The sequence below is a fragment of the Pseudofrankia saprophytica genome, assembly GCF_000235425.2.
Classification (GTDB): Bacteria; Actinomycetota; Actinomycetes; order Frankiales; family Frankiaceae; genus Pseudofrankia; species Pseudofrankia saprophytica.
Genome location: NZ_KI912266.1, coordinates 6,521,845 through 6,538,213, shown reverse-complemented (window position 1 = coordinate 6,538,213; position 16,369 = coordinate 6,521,845). Strand labels below are relative to the sequence as shown.

Annotated in this window: 16 protein-coding genes; 8 read left to right on the top strand and 8 right to left on the bottom strand. The window is 72.4% G+C overall.

Features of this window, described 5'->3' with window-relative positions:
* Positions 1-85 precede the first annotated feature (85 nt).
* Complete coding sequence (locus FRCN3DRAFT_RS0227720; RefSeq protein ID WP_007516107.1) at positions 86-421, top strand: ester cyclase; 336 nt, start codon at positions 86-88, stop codon at positions 419-421.
* On the opposite strand, the gene FRCN3DRAFT_RS0227715 is transcribed toward FRCN3DRAFT_RS0227720, so the two are convergent.
* The 3 genes from FRCN3DRAFT_RS0227715 to FRCN3DRAFT_RS0227705 all read right to left on the bottom strand — a co-directional run bounded on the left by FRCN3DRAFT_RS0227715 (position 400) and on the right by FRCN3DRAFT_RS0227705 (position 3,369).
* Positions 400-690 (bottom strand): type II toxin-antitoxin system Phd/YefM family antitoxin, encoded by a 291-nt coding sequence (locus FRCN3DRAFT_RS0227715; protein WP_007516106.1) that lies wholly within the window; start codon positions 688-690, stop codon positions 400-402. The genes FRCN3DRAFT_RS0227720 and FRCN3DRAFT_RS0227715 overlap by 22 nt on opposite strands.
* A 171-nt stretch (positions 691-861) precedes the next feature.
* Positions 862-1,632 carry a cyclase family protein gene (locus tag FRCN3DRAFT_RS0227710; RefSeq protein WP_007516105.1) on the bottom strand — a complete coding sequence of 257 codons (771 nt, stop codon included), beginning with the start codon at positions 1,630-1,632 and terminating at the stop codon, positions 862-864.
* 93 nt (positions 1,633-1,725) lie between these two features.
* On the bottom strand, positions 1,726-3,369 hold the full coding sequence (locus FRCN3DRAFT_RS0227705) for a thiamine pyrophosphate-binding protein (RefSeq protein WP_007516104.1): 1,644 nt from the start codon (positions 3,367-3,369) through the stop codon (positions 1,726-1,728).
* 199 nt (positions 3,370-3,568) lie between these two features.
* Here FRCN3DRAFT_RS0227705 and FRCN3DRAFT_RS0227700 point away from each other — a divergent pair, with 199 nt between their 5' ends.
* From FRCN3DRAFT_RS0227700 to sigJ, 3 genes are all read left to right on the top strand, one after another.
* Positions 3,569-4,375, top strand: a complete 807-nt coding sequence (locus FRCN3DRAFT_RS0227700; protein ID WP_027140997.1) for an inositol monophosphatase family protein — start codon at positions 3,569-3,571, stop codon at positions 4,373-4,375.
* 67 nt (positions 4,376-4,442) lie between these two features.
* Entirely contained in the window at positions 4,443-7,121 is a 2,679-nt protein-coding gene (gene valS / locus FRCN3DRAFT_RS0227695) for a valine--tRNA ligase (RefSeq protein ID WP_007516102.1), read from the top strand.
* A 112-nt stretch (positions 7,122-7,233) separates the two neighbouring features.
* Entirely contained in the window at positions 7,234-8,226 is a 993-nt protein-coding gene (gene sigJ, locus FRCN3DRAFT_RS0227690) for an RNA polymerase sigma factor SigJ (protein WP_007516101.1), read from the top strand.
* 81 nt (positions 8,227-8,307) lie between these two features.
* On the opposite strand, the gene FRCN3DRAFT_RS0227685 is transcribed toward sigJ, so the two are convergent.
* The 3 genes from FRCN3DRAFT_RS0227685 to dut form a co-directional block, all read right to left on the bottom strand.
* Positions 8,308-8,826 (bottom strand): gamma carbonic anhydrase family protein, encoded by a 519-nt coding sequence (locus FRCN3DRAFT_RS0227685; protein ID WP_007516100.1) that lies wholly within the window; start codon positions 8,824-8,826, stop codon positions 8,308-8,310.
* Between the two features lie 164 nt (positions 8,827-8,990).
* Positions 8,991-9,719 carry a DUF3710 domain-containing protein gene (locus FRCN3DRAFT_RS0227680; RefSeq protein ID WP_007516099.1) on the bottom strand — a complete coding sequence of 243 codons (729 nt, stop codon included), beginning with the start codon at positions 9,717-9,719 and terminating at the stop codon, positions 8,991-8,993.
* 124 nt (positions 9,720-9,843) lie between these two features.
* The gene (dut, locus tag FRCN3DRAFT_RS0227675; protein WP_007516098.1) at positions 9,844-10,344 is read right to left on the bottom strand and encodes a dUTP diphosphatase; all 501 of its coding nucleotides are present in this window, start codon (positions 10,342-10,344) and stop codon (positions 9,844-9,846) included.
* A gap of 260 nt (positions 10,345-10,604) precedes the next feature.
* Here dut and FRCN3DRAFT_RS0227670 point away from each other — a divergent pair, with 260 nt between their 5' ends.
* The 3 genes from FRCN3DRAFT_RS0227670 to FRCN3DRAFT_RS0227660 all read left to right on the top strand — a co-directional run bounded on the left by FRCN3DRAFT_RS0227670 (position 10,605) and on the right by FRCN3DRAFT_RS0227660 (position 12,460).
* Entirely contained in the window at positions 10,605-10,943 is a 339-nt protein-coding gene (locus FRCN3DRAFT_RS0227670; protein WP_335341676.1) for a DUF4235 domain-containing protein, read from the top strand.
* 189 nt (positions 10,944-11,132) lie between these two features.
* The gene (locus FRCN3DRAFT_RS0227665; protein WP_007516096.1) at positions 11,133-11,513 is read left to right on the top strand and encodes an OB-fold nucleic acid binding domain-containing protein; all 381 of its coding nucleotides are present in this window, start codon (positions 11,133-11,135) and stop codon (positions 11,511-11,513) included.
* Between the two features lie 128 nt (positions 11,514-11,641).
* Complete coding sequence (locus tag FRCN3DRAFT_RS0227660) at positions 11,642-12,460, top strand: DUF3159 domain-containing protein (RefSeq protein ID WP_007516095.1); 819 nt, start codon at positions 11,642-11,644, stop codon at positions 12,458-12,460.
* Between the two features lie 54 nt (positions 12,461-12,514).
* Here the strand turns inward: FRCN3DRAFT_RS0227660 and FRCN3DRAFT_RS0227655 are convergent, their stop codons facing one another.
* Both FRCN3DRAFT_RS0227655 and FRCN3DRAFT_RS0227650 read right to left on the bottom strand, forming a co-directional pair.
* Positions 12,515-13,201 carry a potassium channel family protein gene (locus FRCN3DRAFT_RS0227655; RefSeq protein WP_007516094.1) on the bottom strand — a complete coding sequence of 229 codons (687 nt, stop codon included), beginning with the start codon at positions 13,199-13,201 and terminating at the stop codon, positions 12,515-12,517.
* A gap of 5 nt (positions 13,202-13,206) precedes the next feature.
* Positions 13,207-13,872 carry a potassium channel family protein gene (locus tag FRCN3DRAFT_RS0227650; RefSeq protein WP_007516093.1) on the bottom strand — a complete coding sequence of 222 codons (666 nt, stop codon included), beginning with the start codon at positions 13,870-13,872 and terminating at the stop codon, positions 13,207-13,209.
* 343 nt (positions 13,873-14,215) lie between these two features.
* On the opposite strand from FRCN3DRAFT_RS0227650, the gene FRCN3DRAFT_RS0227645 reads away from it, so the two are divergent.
* On the top strand, positions 14,216-16,303 hold the full coding sequence (locus FRCN3DRAFT_RS0227645) for an APC family permease (RefSeq protein WP_027140996.1): 2,088 nt from the start codon (positions 14,216-14,218) through the stop codon (positions 16,301-16,303).
* The last annotated feature ends 66 nt before the right edge of the window (positions 16,304-16,369 follow it).

The following is a 16,369-nucleotide window of genomic DNA, read 5'->3' as shown; positions in this document are numbered from 1 at the left end:
GCTCGGCGGATCATCGGGCAGACGGCGTGCCGGGGCGGGCGGCCCCGGTGGCCGGGCCCCGCCGACATGGAGGGTGGTTGGGCCTGTGGGCAGCGACGAGGCCGGCTCCGGCCGATGGCTTGTCGAGCACTACTTCGAGATGTGGAACTCCGGCGACACGTCGATCGCCAGCGAGATCATCGCCGTGGACTGGGTGGACCACGCGCATCCTGAGGTGCGGGGGCCGGAGGAGGTGGCGCGCGCCATCGAGCAGATCCGTGCCGCCCGACCGGACCTGTGCTTCACCATCGACTCCGTTCTCGGGGACCGCGACCTGGTCGCGGCCGTCGGCGCCGCCCGCGGGACGCGCCTGATCTGGCTGTTCCGGGTCGAGAAGGGTCAGCTGACCGAGTTGCGGACCTACCGCGACACCAGCTCCTGACAGTCCGCGCCGTCAGCGTGATCGACAACGGCGTCCAGGTCCGCGCAGAGACGATCGGCGTCCATGGGGGGCTCGTTCGCGAACATGGCTAACACCTGCGTCGTCGGTACGAACGTCCGGCGCGGAAGGGGGATCAGCTCGGCGATCGGGCTGCCGTCTCGCGTGACGACAAAGGTCTCGCCCCGCTCGACGGCGCGCAGGATCCCGCCGGAGTCGTTGCGAAGCTCCCGCGGCGTGATCTCGTGTGGAACGAACTCAACCACAGTCACGCGTTACCCCGAGTGCCACAAGGTGCTACGCCACGACCATGCTCTATTGGCGGGTCGGCCCCTGACGGGTTAGACGCTGATGGCTCGAACAGTACCACCTTCGCGGATCGGGCATCGGGATGGTGAGCCTGGGAGTACCGCTCCCGGGCTCCTTCCTTTCTGGCGAGCAAGTCACGCCGGGACGAGGGCGTAGGCGCGGGCCGGGGAACCGGTGCCGCCGACGATCGGGAGCGGGGCGACGACCAGCAGTGCGCCGGTGGTGGGGAGCTTGTCGAGGTTCTGGAGCTGGGTGAGGCCGAACTTGTTGGCGCCCAGCAGGTGGTAGTGAACCGGGAAGACCGGGTCCAGGGTGCCGGCGCAACCGGCGTCGATGCCGACGGTCTCGACACCGAAGCCGGAGATCGGTGATCTCGCCAGCCACTCGGCGCCGGCGGCCGAGACGCCGGGCGTGTGCGGGCCGCTGTCGTCAGCGTTGAGGAACGCGGCCGCGTCCGTCGAGTACCTCGACCAGCCGGTCCGGAACAGCAGCCAGGCGCCATCGGGCAGCGGGCCGTTCGCGGCCACCCAGGCATCCAGATGTGCGGGCTCCAGCAGGAAGTCAGGATTCGCGGCCGCCTCGGCGGTGAAGTCGAGGACGACCGCTGGGCCGACGAGGCGCGCCGGCGGGATCTGGTCGACCGAGAGGCCGTCCCGGCCCGACGCCCAGTGCACCGGAGCGTCCAGGTGCGTGCCGGTGTGCTCGCCGGTGTGGATGTTGTTCCAGCCCCAGAACGGACCGGCCTCGTCGAAGTCGCTGATCTTTTCCAGCGACAGCGGGATCGTGTTCGCGAACGGCGCCGGCAGCCTCAGGATCGGTGTCTCGGGCGAGAGCGGGGCGGTCAGGTCGACGATCGTGACCTCACCGGAGGTGAGGGCCGTGAGCAGGGACTCGATGGCGGTCATAGCCGAACCTCTCTCCGGCGCGACTGCGCCGAACACCCCGTCGGGCCGGGGCGGTGTTGGTGATGGGGGAGACGACCTGGTCGCCTTGTCTTTCTAGTGGCCGAAGGCTTCCTGTAGCCACCACGAGGCCATCGGGACGATCTTGGCGTCGATCACGAGTGGGACGCTCGGGTCCGCGAGCCATCCTTTGACCGCGTCGAGGTCGCCGATCGAGCGGACCGTGACGCCCGCGCAGCCGTGGCCGCGGGCGATCGCCGCGATGTCGGTGTCCGGGAAGGTGACGTTGTCGAGCGGGGCGCCGTCGGTGAAGTGGTGCACCTCCGCGCCGTACGCCGAGTCGTTGTAGACGATCACGACCAGCGACAGCTTCAGCCGGACGGCGGTGTCGAGCTCGGAGATCCCCATCATGAAGCCGCCGTCACCGGTGCCGACGACCGGCAGCCGGTCCGGCTGGGCGATCGCGGCGCCGATCCCGGTGGCCAGGCCCAGCCCGATCGACTGGAACGCCTGGGTGAAGCAGAAGCCGTTCTCGTCCGGCACGTCCAGATACATCGACGGCCAGCCCATGAAGTTCCCCGAGTCGATCGAGACGACTCGTTCCTCCGGCAGCAGCCGGTTCAGCTCGATCGACAGCGTGCGGGGATCGATGAGCGTGCCGGTCGAGAGGTCGTCGAACGGCACCTGATCCCAGCGATGCTCGGCGGCGATCCGCTTGGCCAGCGCCGGGGCACGATAGCCAGGCTGTGAGGGCGAGCGGCCCTTGCGGAGAATGTCGATGATTCCGGCCACCTGGTTCGCGGTCTCCTGGACACCACCCCAGAGCCCCAGGTGGACGGGGCGGCTGCGCCCCAGCCGCGCCGGGTCGCTGTCGACCTGGACGACGGTGGCCTCCGGATCGATCAGCTTGCCGTGCCGCGTGGTCCACATGTTCAGGGCGCAGCCGAACCCGACGAGCACGTCCGCGGCACCGATCAGCTCGGCCGCGAGCGGCGAGGCGAAGCCGCCCGAGACGTCGAGATCCCAGGGGCTGTCGTGGAACAGTCCGCGCGCGACCGCGGAGGTCGCCAGCAGCGCGCCGGTCTCGTCGGCGAGGCGGCGAATCGCGGCCGCGGCCCCCGGTGAGCGTGCCCCCCGGCCGGCGATGAAGACCGGCCGCCGCGCGTCGAGCAGGATCTCGGCCAGCTGGGCGGCATCGCCCGTGCGCGCGACCGGCGGCTTCGCCGCGACCGGCACCACGGGCGTCGGCCCGTCCGACAGCTCCTCGTCCTGGACGTCGATCGGAATGCCCAGCACGACCGTCTCGCCCAGGTTGCGAGCCGTCGCGTAGGCCCGGGCCACATCCGCGAGCGCGGTGCGCGGCGAGCGCACCCGGATCGGAACGGCTCCCACTGCCGTGGCCATCGCCGCCTGGTCGACGAAGAAGTTGGACCGCTCGTCGGCCGCCTCGGGCGCGAGGACGAGCAGCGGGGTCGCGCTCTTCGCCGCCTCGGCGAGCCCCGTCATCGCGTTCGTGAACCCGGGTCCCTGGTGCACGGACAGCACACCGACCTCGCCGGACATCCGCGCGTACCCGTCCGCCATGCACACGGCCCCACCCTCATGCCGCGCCGCGACGAACCGCGCCCCCGCCGCCACCAGCGCGCCCGTCACATGAAAGTTCCCGCTGCCGACGACCCCGAAGGCGACCCGCACCCCCTGCTCGCCGAGAAACCGACCGATCGCCTCACGCACCAGCATGATCGGATCCTAGGCCGCGGGCCTGGCTGCCGGTGGGCCCACCGGCCGGGCGGCGGTGGGCGGGCTCACAGCTCGGCGGGGCGGACAAGCGCGTGGTTGTTCAGGTCGGGTTGGCAGGATGACCGCGTGAGGATGTCCGTGCCCGCCGCCGAGGCGGTTGCCGTGCGTGATGCTGTGGATGTGGATGGGGTGCGGCGCGATGGCTGATCAGCCTGGGGCGGAGGAGCTGCTGGCCCTGGCCCTGGACGTCGCCGCGGAGGCGGGGGACCTGCTGGTGCGGGGGCGGGCGGGGACCGTGGCGGCGGAGTCGACGAAGTCGTCGCCGACGGACGTCGTGACGGCGCTGGACCGGGCCTCCGAGGAGCTGGTCGCCAGGCGGCTGCACGAGGCACGGCCAGGGGACGGGATCCTCGGCGAGGAAGGCTCGGACGCGGTCGGGACCAGCGGGGTGCGCTGGATCGTCGACCCGATCGACGGGACCGTCAACTTCCTCTACAACCTGCCGAACTGGGCCGTCTCCATCGGCGTCGAGGTGGACGGTGAGGTCGTCGCCGGCGTCGTGCACGCGCCCGCGCTCGGGCGCACCTACACGGCGCTGCGCGGTGGGGGCGCCGCGCTGGACGGCCGGCCGCTGCGCGCCTCGGGAGTGACGAGCCTCGAGATGGCGCTCGTCGCCACCGGGTTCGGCTACACCGTCGCGCGGCGCACGGCCCAGGTCGCCGTACTGACCAGGGTGATCCCGCGGGTGCGGGACATCCGCCGGATGGGCGCGGCCTCGCTGGACCTGTGCGCGGTCGCCGCCGGCACGCTCGACGCCTACTACGAGCGCGGCCTGAAGCCCTGGGACCACGCCGCCGGCGGCCTGATCGCCGCGGAGGCCGGAGCCGTCACCGGCGGCCTGGACGGAGCGCCCGGCGGCGAGGACCTCTACCTCGCGGCCCCGCCGGCGATCTTCACCGCGCTGGCCGCCCTGCTCGCCGAGACCCCCCGCGCCGACCGCGACTAGCGGCGGCGCGGCGCGGTGCGGCGGCGGCGCCGAATAACCGGTTGGCGATCACCCATAGGATGGAAGGGTGGTGTCAACAGACGGTGCCCAGCGCCAGCCGACAACGCAGCGCCAGCCGGCGACGCAGCCGGCCGCTCGGGCGATTCCAGCGAAACCGAGTCTCGACGGGGTCGAGGAGCGCTGGTCCTCGGTATGGCAGGACCAGCAGACGTACCGGTTCGACCGCACGGTCGAGCGCGCGCGCGTCTACTCGATCGACACTCCGCCGCCGACCGTAAGCGGCTCGCTGCACGTCGGCCACGTCTTCTCGTACACCCACACCGACCTGATCGCCCGCTACCAGCGGATGCGCGGCCTCGAGGTCTTCTACCCGATGGGGTTCGACGACAACGGCCTGCCGACCGAGCGGCGGGTGCAGAACTTCTACGGCGTGCGCTGCGACCCGTCCGTCCAGTACGACCCGGAGTTCACCCCGCCGGCCAAGCCGGGCAAGGAGCAGATCCCGATCAGCCGGCGCAACTTCGTCGAGCTGTGCGAGGAGCTGACGCTCGAGGACGAGAAGGGCTTCGAGGAGCTCTGGCGTCGCCTCGGCCTGTCCGTCGACTGGACGCAGACCTACGCGACGATCGACACCCGCTCGCGCGCCGTCGCCCAGCGGGCGTTCCTGCGCAACTACGCGCGCGGCAACGCCTACCTGGCCGAGGCGCCGACGCTGTGGGACGTCACGTTCCGCACCGCCGTGGCCCAGGCCGAGCTGGAGGACCGGCCCCGCCCCGGCGCCTACCACACGCTCGCCTTCCCGAAGGCGAGCGGCGACGGCCACGTGATCATCGAGACGACCCGCCCCGAGCTGTTGGCGGCCTGCGTCGCGCTGGTCGCGCACCCGGACGACGAGCGCTACCAGTCGCTGTTCGGCAAGACCGTGCGCACGCCGCTGTTCGGCGTCGAGGTGCCGGTGGTCGCGCACCGGCTCGCGGACCCGGAGAAGGGCTCCGGCATCGCGATGATCTGTACGTTCGGCGACCTCACCGACGTGATCTGGTGGCGCGAGCTGAGCCTGCCCGCCCGGGCCGTCATCGGCCGCGACGGCCGGCTGCTGGCCGACCCGCCGGCCGCGATCGACAGCGACGCCGGTCGGGCGGCGTACGGGGAGATCGCGAGCAAGACCGTGCACGCCGCCAAGACCCGGATCGTCGAGCTGCTCCGGGAGGCCGGCGCGCTGCAGGGCGAGCCGAGGCCGATCGAGCACCCGGTGAAGTTCTACGAGAAGGGTGACCGCCCGCTGGAGATCGTCTCCACCCGGCAGTGGTACATCCGCAACGGCGGCCGCGACGAGGAGCTGCGGGCCGCGCTGCGCGAGCGCGGCGCCCAGCTGCGCTGGCACCCGCCGCACATGCGGGTCCGCTACGAGAACTGGGTCGATGGCCTCAACGGCGACTGGCTGGTCTCCCGGCAGCGCTTCTTCGGCGTGCCGTTCCCGGTCTGGTACGAGCTCGACGAGGATGGCGAGCCGCGTTACGAGGCACCGATCCTGGCCGCCGAGGACAGCCTGCCCCTCGACCCGTCGACGGACGTCCCGCCCGGCTACACCGCCGCCCAGCGCGACGTGCCCGGCGGTTTCACCGGCGACCCCGACGTCATGGACACCTGGGCGACCTCGTCGCTGACGCCGCAGATCGCCGGCGGCTGGGGCTACGACGCGGACCTGTTCGCGCGGGTGTTCCCGATGGACCTGCGCCCGCAGGCTCACGAGATCATCCGGACCTGGCTGTTCTCGACCGTGGTGCGCAGCCACGAGGAGCACGGCGTGCTGCCCTGGTCGGACGCGGCGATCTCCGGCTGGATCCTGGACCCCGACCGCAAGAAGATGTCCAAGTCCAAGGGCAACGTGGTCACCCCGATGGGGCTGCTCGAGGAGCACGGCTCGGACGGCGTCCGCTACTGGGCGGCCTCCGGCCGGCCGGGGACGGACACGGCGTTCGACGTCGGCCAGATGAAGATCGGCCGCCGGCTCGCGATCAAGATTCTCAACGCGAGCCGGTTCGCGCTGGGCATCGTCGACGGTGAGGGCGGCGCCGCGCTGCCGGCTGGCATCGCGACCGGGGACGCCGCCGACGAGGCGACGCTGGCCGCGGTGACCGAGCCGCTGGACCGGGCGCTGCTCGCGAGCCTCGCCGACGTCGTCGACCAGGCGACCGCCGCCTTCGACGGCTACGACTACGCCCGCGCGCTCGAGATCACCGAGTCGTTCTTCTGGACGTTCTGCGACGACTATGTCGAGCTGGTGAAGGGCCGCGCCTATGGCGGCGCCGGTGAGGCGGGCGCTGCCTCGGCGCGGGCGACGCTCGCGGTGGCGCTCTCGACGCTGCTGCGGCTGTTCGCGCCGTTCCTGCCGTTCGTCACCGAGGAGGTCTGGTCCTGGTGGCAGGCCGGCTCGGTGCACCGGGCGCGCTGGCCGGAGGCGCCGCAGCTGCGCAAGCTCGCCGAGGCGGCGCCGGCGCGCCAGCTCGAGGTGGTCGGCGTGGTGCTCTCCGCGGTGCGGCGCGCCAAGTCCGAGGCCAAGGTGTCGATGAAGGCCGAGGTCGCCTCGGCCCGGGTCGGCGCCGAGCCGGACGTCCTCGCCCTGCTCGGCCCGGTCGGCTCCGACCTTCGCAACGCCGGCAGCATCGCCGACCTCGCCTTCGTCGAGGCCACCGGCGAGATCACCGTGGCCGTCGAGCTGGTTCCCAGGCCCGCGGCGGTCTGACCGACCGCCAGGGCCCTCCGGCCAGTGACGGGGGCGCTCGGCGCCCCCGTCACATCCCGGGCCGGTGTCTCGTCCTCCTCTCGACGCAGAAGAGCTGAGTTGCGGAGAGACGATGAAGATCTTCCCTGATGAAACGGCCGAGGGACGGGCCGCTGGGCTCGCGGCCGCGTTCGAGGCCGAACGCGGGTACCTGCGCGGCCTGGCCTACCGGATCCTCGGCTCGTTCGCCGAGGCCGAGGACGTCGTCCAGGAGGCATGGCTGCGCCTCGACCGCGCCGACGTCGAGCCCGACGACCTGCGGGCCTGGCTGACCGTCGTCGTCGGCCGGCTCTGCCTCGACGAGCTGCGCTCGGCACGCGTCCGCAGGGAGGCCTATGTGGGCCCGTGGCTGCCCGAGCCGCTGGCCGAGGTCGGCGGCCTCGACGCGGTCGCGGTCTACACAGCGGGGACGGCGGGGGCGATGACGACCCAGCGGGCGGCCGCCGCGTCGTTGCCCGACCCGGCGGCGGACCGGGTGACGCTCGCCGAGTCGGTCAGCATGGCGATGCTCGTCGTGATGGAGACCCTCACCCCGGCCGAGCGGACCGCGCTCGTGCTGCACGACGTCTTCGGCTACGGCTTCGCCGAGATCGGCGAGATAACCGGCCGTACTTCCGCGGCGTCCCGGCAGCTCGCCAGCCGCGCCCGCCGCCACGTCCGTGCCCGCGGTGCCCGGTTCGACCCGGATCCCGCCCGCGGCTGGCGAGTCGCGGAGGCCTTCCAACGGGCGGCGGACGGCGGCGACCTGACCGCGCTGCTCGAGCTGCTCGACCCGGACGTCGTGCTGCGGTCCGACGGCGGCGGGGTGGCCCAGGCGGCACGCCGGCCGATCGTCGGCGCCGAGAAGGTCGCGCGCTTCCTGCTCGGCATCCTCGCGAAGGCGGGGCAGGACCCGGCCGGCCCGCGGACCATCGTGCCGGCCGAGGTCAACGGCGGTCCCGGCTTCCTGGGCTACCTCGGCGACGAGCTGACCGACGTGGTCGCCCTGACCACCGAGGGCGGCCGCGTCCTTGCGATCGACCTGGTCGCCAACCCGGTCAAGCTTCGCCACCTGCGCGGCAGCTGATCCAGCCGGCTCCCGGGCGCGTCGCGGCCACCCGGACCTCTCGGACCATCCGGACCTCTCGGACCACCGAGGTGCCGAGCCTCAGTCGAGGCGGCGTAGCTCCTCGCGGAAGCGCTTGCCGTTCTCGACGTAGTGCTCGGCGGCGATGGCGATGCCGTCGGGGTTGGCGGCGCCTTCGCGGATCTTGGCGGGGACGCCGAGGGCCATCGCGCCCGGCGGGACGACGCCGTTGTTGCTGACGACCGCGTTGGCACCGACGATCGCGCCGGTGCCCACCCGGGCGTTGTGCAGCACGATCGAGCCCGAGCCGATGAGTGCCCCGTTCTCGACGGTGCAGCCCTCCAGGTGGGCGACGTGGCCCACCACGCAGTCGTCGCCGACGACCGTGCTGTGCAGGGCGGTGGTGTGCACGACCGTGCCGTCCTGGATCGACGTGCGGGCCCCAATAATGATCTTTCCGGTGTCCCCGCGCAGCACGGCCCGCGGCCAGATCGACGACTCTGGGCCGATCGTCACCGATCCGATCACGGTCGCGTCCGGATGGACGTACGCCGACGGATCGATGTCGGGAACCAGGTCTCCAAGCGCGTAGATGGCCAACTCTGCCTCCGAGGACATGAGCGCCCGTGGCCGCGCGTTCCGCGCGCCCGGCACGACTGTGACAGTGGACCGCCACGGCCGGCGTCCCCAGCCATCTTGCCGGTCACCCGTTTCCGGACGCCCCTGAAAATGACACGCGACGCTTTCCGCTTCGGCGGCAGAGGTCAGCGGAGCTCGGCGATGCGGGCGCCGGGGGCGGGCATCTGCGGGCGGCCGGAGGTCGCGTCGGTGCCGGTGCCCGCGCCGTTCTCGTCCAGGCCCCCGACGTGGTCGGCGACCTCCTTGGGCAGCTTCAGCGGCAGGGGGTCGCGAACCGGCATCGCGTCGTCGCCGCGCACGACCACCAGGCGGCGCAGCGTCTCCTCCAACAGCGGCGCCTCGGACGGGTCGAGCGCGCCCGGGCCGGTCATCACGGCGCGCACGAACCAGCGCGGGCCGTCGATCCCGATCATCCGGCCGGGGACCAGCTGCCCGGGCACCGGTGTCGGCAGCGCGAGCTCCAGCTCGCGGCCATAGCGGCCCTCGACGGTGCGCGGCGAGCCGCCGTTCGCCTCCAGCTGCTCGATGATCTCGTCCCGGACGTCATCCCACAGGCCCCGGGTCTTCGGCGCGGCGAAGACGGCCAACTCCATGGCGCTGTGGCCGTCGGCGACGACCACGCTCATCGGCCGGCCGGACGCCTCCTCGACCTGGAACTGGATCTGCACGCCCTCCAGCGCGGGCACCCGTAGGGCCCCGACATCGAGGTGGTGGACGTCGTCACGAGGGGCGTCGGCGAGGTCGTACGGGCCCCGTGGGTTGTCGACCGCGTCGGCGTGCTCCCCGGGCTCCAGCCCCTCGTCGACGAACTCGGCCTCGTCGGCCTCCTGCCTGCGGCGGCGCCCGAATGCCATGGCCTTCCCTCTCCTGCCTGCTCACCAAGCCGGTCCACTCGAGTCAACGAGCGATGACCCTGGATGGGTCCCGTACCTGGACGGTCCCCGGGCCGGTCGACGAACCCCGTGTCGCCAACCCCGGTCAGCTACCGGGGTTGCCCCCGGCGATGCCCGTCGAGCCGAAGCCACCGTCGCCGCGCCCGGAGGCCGGCAGCTCGTCGACCTCGCGGAAGACCGCGTGATCCACGCGCTGTACGACGAGCTGGGCGATTCGGTCGCCGCGGGACAACCTGATCGGCTCGGTCCTGTCCGTGTTGATGAGGATTACTTTGATCTCCCCACGGTAGCCGGCATCGACGGTACCGGGTGCGTTGACCACGGAGAGCCCGTGGCGCGCAGCCAGTCCGCTCCGGGGGTGCACAAAAGCCACATATCCGGCGGGCAGCGCGATGGCGAGCCCCGTTCCGACGATCGCGCGCTCGCCCGGCGCGAGCGTGACGTCCTCGGCCGTGACGAGATCCGCGCCGGCGTCCAGCGGCTGGGCGTACCGGGGCAGCGGTACCCCCGGATCAAGCCGGCGCGCCAGCACCTCCACGACGCCGCTGGTCACGGTGTCGGCGGGCGTGGGATCGAGGGCGGTCATGGCGGTTCTCCTTCTGGTCGGCGGGCGGGGGCGACGCACGCGCGCGCCGACCGCCGGTGGACGCGGCCGGCGGAACCCGCCGGCCAGGCACGATACTGGCTGCGCGCGCTGTCACTGGATGGGTAGGTAGAGCAACGGTGGCGCGCGCGGATGGCGCCGCGCCGACGGCCGGACGCGCAGACGTCGCCTGGGCGTCGGCCGGGCGCGAACGACCGGCGCCGAACACCCGAGCGTCGAGGACATGGACGTCGGTCGAGGACATGGACGTCGAGGACATGGAGAGGTGCGCGGTGGCGGGACCGGTATCCAAGGTCGGCTGGAAGATCGTCGGGGGAGCGGCCACCGTGGCGGGCGGAACGGCGGCGACCAAGAGCGTCAACGCCGTCTACCGGAAGGTGCGCGGCGGCGAGCCGCCCAAGAACCTGGCACACCCGGACACGACGTGGCGGGAGGCGATGTTCTTCGCGCTGCTGTCCGCGGTCGCGGTCGCGCTCGGCAGGCTCGCGGCCGAGCGGGCCGTCGCCGCCGGCTGGGCGCGGGTGACCGGAGGGCTGCCGCCGGGCATGGAGAACAAGACGGCCACCGCGTCGACCGACTAGGACCGCGACGAGGCATCGCGCGAGACCCGACCGAGAGGCCGGCGCGGACAGGACGGAGACCGAGGTCACAAAACCCACGGCCCGACCCCCTTTGCCGGGGCACACTGCCTTTCAACGGTGTTTCAAACCGATGTCCACTGACTCGGCGAGAAACGTTGCCTGGTATCGGCGGGTCAGATCGGAGGAGTCGTGGCTGAGCGAGGCGGCTGGTGGGGCAAGGTGGTGCACCGGCTGACGGCCGACGACGACGAGCTCGAGGCGGAAGACCTGCAGCGGGCGGCCCGCGCCGAGGGCGCGGTCCCGATCGGCGGCTGCCAGGACCATGAGGCAGCCTGCGTCGCCGGTACCGTCCGGTCGGTCACCGTGCGTACGCGGTCAGGCGCACCGAGCCTCGAGGTCGAGGTGTACGACGGCAGCGGCTGCGTGACGCTGGTGTTCCTGGGGCGCAGACAGATTCCCGGCCTGGACGCCGGCCGGTCGTTGAAGGCGACCGGCCGGATCAGCCGGGACGACCGGCGGGCGACGATCTTCAATCCCCGCTACGAGCTGCTCCCGGTCGCCAGCCACTGAGCCAGCGAAGCCGGCGCCGAGCCGCCACCGCCACACCTGGTGACGGCCTCGCCGTCGGCGGGGACCCACGCCGGGACGGTTACTCTTGCGGGAGCCGACCGTCCCAGGAGAGTGGGCCGACCTACCCGATGCCAGGACTGTCCCCTCGGGGGAACAACGCGCCCGACGCCACACCGTCCGGCGAGGAAACGCCGCTCGACGTGGCCGCTCACCGGGAGGGCGGCCGCCCGAGTCCGGACGGCCGGGACGCTGCCGGTGGCCGGGGCCCGGCGAGCGCCGAGTTCAAGGTCTCGTTCAGCGAGGCGATCGGCGGCCCTCGCGGGATCGTCGACAGCTCGCTGCCGACGATCGCGTTCGTCGCCCTCAACAGCGCCGCCGGGCTGACCTCGGGCATCATCGGTGCCGTCGTCGTCGGCGTCGCGATCTTCATCCTGCGGATGGTTCGCGGCGAGCCGAAGCAGCAGGCGTTCTCCGGGCTGCTCGCCGTCGGCGTGGCCGGCTACGTCGCGTCCAGGACAGGCCGCGGCAAGGACTACTTCCTCGTCTCCATCCTGCGTAACGCGGGGGCCGTCGTCGTCGGCGTCGCCTCGCTCGCCGTCCGCCGGCCGCTTGCCGGCTACGTGATGGCCGGCCTGGACCAGCGGTATTCCGACTGGCGCAACCACCGCGACACCCTGCGGGCGGCGAACTGGGCCACCGGCGTCTGGATCATCGTGTACTTCCTGCGGTTCGCGGTGCAGGGAGTGCTCTACCTCGCCGACCGGGATGGCTGGCTCGCGGCCGCGAACCTCGCGCTCGGGCTGCCGCTGTTCGGCTTGGCCGTGCTCGCGACGCTGGCGATCGTGCGCAGGATGGCCCCGGCGGCGCGCTTCGAGCCGCCGCCGGAGCAGCGCCCCACCGAGCCGGTCCCCGCCGAGGCCGCTGTTCGCAAGCCGCTCGACGACTAGACGGCCGACGCCGACGTCGGCATCGGCCGCGGGATCACGGGACGGCCCGCGGGGTCACGAGGTGGAGGGCGGCGCCGCGCCGAGGAGGGCGGCGAGCTCGGCTTCCGCGTCGGTGGTGACGGCGACGGCCAGCACCTCGTCACCGGGCTCCAGCGTGCTGTCCGGGGACGGCACGACGGCCTGGCCGCCGCGCAGGATGACGACCAGCGCGCAGTCGCGCGGCAGCGAGATCTCGCCGACGGTCTGGCCGGCGACCGGCGAGTCCGCCGGCAGGGTGAGCTCGACCAGCGACGCGTCGGACTGGCGGAACTTCATCAGCCGGACCAGGTCGCCGACGCTGACCGCCTCCTCGACGAGCGCCGTCAGCATCCGCGGGGCCGACACGGCCACGTCGACGCCCCAGCTGTCCGTGAACAGCCACTCGTTCTTCGGGTGGTTCACCCGGGCCACCACCCGGGGCACGCCGAACTCGGTCTTGGCCAGCAGCGAGACGACCAGGTTGGCCTTGTCATCGCCGGTCGCGGCGACCATGACCCCGCAGTTCTCCAGCCCGGCCGACTCCAGCGACGCCAGCTCGCAGGCGTCCGCCTGCAGCCAGCGCGCCTTCGGGAGTGCCTCCGGGCGGATCTTGGCGCCGTCCCGCTCGATGAGCAGTACCTCGGTGCCGTTGTCGAGGAGCTCGCTCGCGATCGACCGGCCGACCTTGCCGGCACCGGCGATCGTCACCACCTGACGCGTCATGACCCTCAGGCCCCCTTGGGCGGGTTGGCGCGCACGACCGACTCGGCCTCGGCGACGCGCTTGCGGGCCACGGCGGCGTGCAGGATGTCGCCGTCCTGCACCATCGTGCGCCCGTCCGGGATGAGGCCTTCGCCGTATCTGGTCACGCAGGCGACGCGGATGCCGGCCGCCAGCTCGATCTCCTTGACGGGCCGGCCGGCCCAGCCCTTCGCGGGGGTCATCTGGGTCATCAGGGCGGCGCCGGACGGGTGGGTCCATTCCGGGGTGACGGCCTCGGGCAGCAGCCGGGCGAGCATCTGGTCACGCGTCCAGCGCACGGTGGCCACGGTCGGGATGCCGAGCCGCTCGTAGACCTCGGCGCGGCGCGGGTCGTAGATCCGGGCGACGACCCGCTGGACGCCGAAGTTCTCCCGGGCCACCCGGGCGGAGATGATGTTCGAGTTGTCGCCGCTGGACACCGAGGCGAACGCGTCGGCCTTCTCGATGCCGGCCTCGATCATGGTGTCCCGGTCGAACCCGACGCCGGTGACCTTGCTGCCGGTGAACGACGGCGGCAGCCGGTGGAAGGCCCGGGGGTCCTGGTCGATGACGGCGACGCTGTGCCCGAAACGTTCGAGCTCGATGGCGAGCGCCGAGCCGACCCGGCCGCAGCCGAGGATCACGACGTGCATGGGGCGAGAGCGTAGCCGGGCCCGATGCCCTGGGTCGACGGACCGGGGCCGTCGGACGGGTGACGTGCGCCGATCGCGCGGCCAGCCGACGGCCGGTGCGCTTCGGGGCTATGCCGCGGGTCACACGTCGGGGGCCCGCGGGCAGACCGCGGCGGACGGGCGCGAGGGGGCGCGGTGGGCGAAATTGTCTCGTCACACTGGGGTTTTCCGGCGCCGGACGATCATCGGGCGCTCCATGTCAGGAGCCCTCGTCGGTGCGGGGCCGGCCCGGCACTCTCGGGATGCGATGGCGATATCCGCCACGCCGGACAGATCGGCGAGGTTGCTCGGTAGCATCCTGCGCGTGGCGCTCACGGACCGGCTGAAGCGCATCTGGGTCGGCCGCCCCCTCGGAAGTGACCGGCTCGGTGAGACGTTGCTGCCGAAGCGGGTAGCTCTGCCCGTGTTCGCCAGTGACGCGCTGTCCTCGGTGTCGTACGCGACCGAGGAGATCCTGCTGGTCCTCTCGCTCGGCGGCCTGGCGTTCTACCACTTCACGCCCTGGATCGCGCTCGTCGTCGTCGCGCTCATGCTGACGGTCGTCGCGTCCTACCGGCAGACCGTGCACGCCTATCCCAGCGGCGGCGGCGACTACGAGGTGGCGACGGAGAACATCGGCGGGCCGGCGGGGCTCACGGTCGCCAGCGCCCTGCTGGTCGACTACGTGCTGACCGTCGCCGTGTCGGTCTCCGCCGGCGTGGCGAACCTGACGAGCGCGGTCACCAGCCTCGCGCAGCACAGGGTGCTGATCGCGGTGGTGCTCATCGTCGTGCTGACGATGATGAACCTGCGCGGCGTGCGCGAGTCGGGCACCGCGTTCGCGATCCCTACCTACGGCTTCATCCTCGGCATCTTCGTCATGATCGCCATCGGGTTCGTGAAGATGGCCTTCGGGCACACGCCGCGGGCGGAGAGTGCCGACTACCAGGTGGCCGCGACCAGCCACTACTCCGGGCTGGCGCTGGCGTTCCTCGCGCTGCGGGCGTTCTCGTCGGGCTGCACGGCGCTGACCGGCGTCGAGGCGATCAGCAACGGTGTGCCGGCGTTCCGCCCGCCCAAGAGCAAGAACGCGGCGTCGACGCTGCTGGCGATGGGCCTGATCGCCGCGCTGATGTTCATCGGCGTCACCGTGCTCGCGATGGCCAGCAAGGTGCACGTCGCCGAGGACGCGAAGAACCTCATCGGTTCGCACGGCGACCAGCCGACGGTGATCGCCCAGGTCGCGGCGGCCGTGTTCGGCAGCGGCTCGATCGGGTTCGTCTACATCGCCGCGGTGACGGCGCTGATCCTGATCCTGGCCGCGAACACCGCGTTCAACGGCTTCCCGGTGCTCGGCTCGATCCTCGCCCGCGACGGCTACCTGCCGCGCCAGCTGCACACCCGCGGCGATCGGCTCGCCTACTCCAACGGGATCCTGCTGCTCGCCGGCTTCGCCACCCTGCTGGTGATCGTGTTCAAGGCCGAGACCACCCGGCTGATCCAGCTCTACATCGTCGGCGTGTTCGTCTCGTTCACCCTGAGCCAGACCGGCATGGTGCGCCACTGGCAGCGGGTGCTGCGCGGCGGCTCGGTGCTCGCGACGACGCCGGGCGGGCGGCGCAAGGTCCGCCGCTCCCAGACGATCAACTTCTTCGGGGCCTGCATGACCGGCCTCGTGCTCGTGCTCGTGCTGGCGACGAAGTTCACCCACGGCGCGTACATCGTCGTCATCGCGATGCCGGTGATCTTCGCGGCGATGCGGGCGGTGCGCAAGCACTACGACCGGATCGCCACCGAGCTGACCCCGCCGCCCGGCCCGCCGACGCTGCCGTCCCGGGTCCACGGCGTCGTGCTGGTCAGCAAGATCCACGCGCCGACGCTGCGGGCGCTCGCCTATGCCAAGGCGACCAGGCCGCACAGCCTCGTCGCGGTGACCGCCGCCGTCGACCCGGCCGACGCCGAGCGGTTGACCCAGGAGTGGCACGAGCGCGGCATCACCATCGACCTGGTGACGCTCGCCTCGCCCTACCGGGAGATCACCGGGCCGGTGCTCAAGTACGTCGCGGACATCCGCAAGGACAGCCCCCGCGACGTCGTCGCGGTGTTCGTCCCGGAGTACGTCGTCGGCCACTGGTGGGAGCACCTGCTGCACAACCAGAGCGCGCTGCGGCTCAAGGCGAGGCTGCTGTTCCAGCCAGGGGTGATGGTGACGAGCGTGCCCTGGCAGCTGGAGTCGTCGTCGCACGCGCAGCGCCGCATGGAGGGGGAGGCCGCGGGCGCCGTCCGGCGCGGCCAGGCCGGCCCGCGCGGCCCGCGCGGCCCGGTCGCCGTCGCGACCGCCGCCGTCGCCGCGGAGTCACCGTCGACCGGCTCGACCGCGCTGCCCGGCCGCGGCGACGGGCCGGAGGGCTAGTGCCTCCGAAGACGGGAGGCCGTCGGCGGCGCGAGGAGGAACGTTCTCGCGCGTCCCTGAGCCCTG

Bases quoted from the DNA above. Each gene is read 5' to 3' on its own strand.
- FRCN3DRAFT_RS0227670 (WP_335341676.1), top strand. From the start codon at position 10,605: ATGGACGTCGAGGACATGGAGAGGTGCGCGGTGGCGGGACCGGTATCC.
- FRCN3DRAFT_RS0227700 (WP_027140997.1), top strand. From the start codon at position 3,569: ATGGCTGATCAGCCTGGGGCGGAGGAGCTGCTGGCCCTGGCCCTGGAC.
- FRCN3DRAFT_RS0227660 (WP_007516095.1), top strand. From the start codon at position 11,642: ATGCCAGGACTGTCCCCTCGGGGGAACAACGCGCCCGACGCCACACCG.
- FRCN3DRAFT_RS0227680 (WP_007516099.1), bottom strand. From the start codon at position 9,719: ATGGCATTCGGGCGCCGCCGCAGGCAGGAGGCCGACGAGGCCGAGTTC.
- FRCN3DRAFT_RS0227650 (WP_007516093.1), bottom strand. From the start codon at position 13,872: ATGCACGTCGTGATCCTCGGCTGCGGCCGGGTCGGCTCGGCGCTCGCC.
- sigJ (WP_007516101.1), top strand. From the start codon at position 7,234: ATGAAGATCTTCCCTGATGAAACGGCCGAGGGACGGGCCGCTGGGCTC.
- FRCN3DRAFT_RS0227655 (WP_007516094.1), bottom strand. From the start codon at position 13,201: ATGACGCGTCAGGTGGTGACGATCGCCGGTGCCGGCAAGGTCGGCCGG.
- dut (WP_007516098.1), bottom strand. From the start codon at position 10,344: ATGACCGCCCTCGATCCCACGCCCGCCGACACCGTGACCAGCGGCGTC.
- FRCN3DRAFT_RS0227710 (WP_007516105.1), bottom strand. From the start codon at position 1,632: ATGACCGCCATCGAGTCCCTGCTCACGGCCCTCACCTCCGGTGAGGTC.
- FRCN3DRAFT_RS0227705 (WP_007516104.1), bottom strand. From the start codon at position 3,369: ATGCTGGTGCGTGAGGCGATCGGTCGGTTTCTCGGCGAGCAGGGGGTG.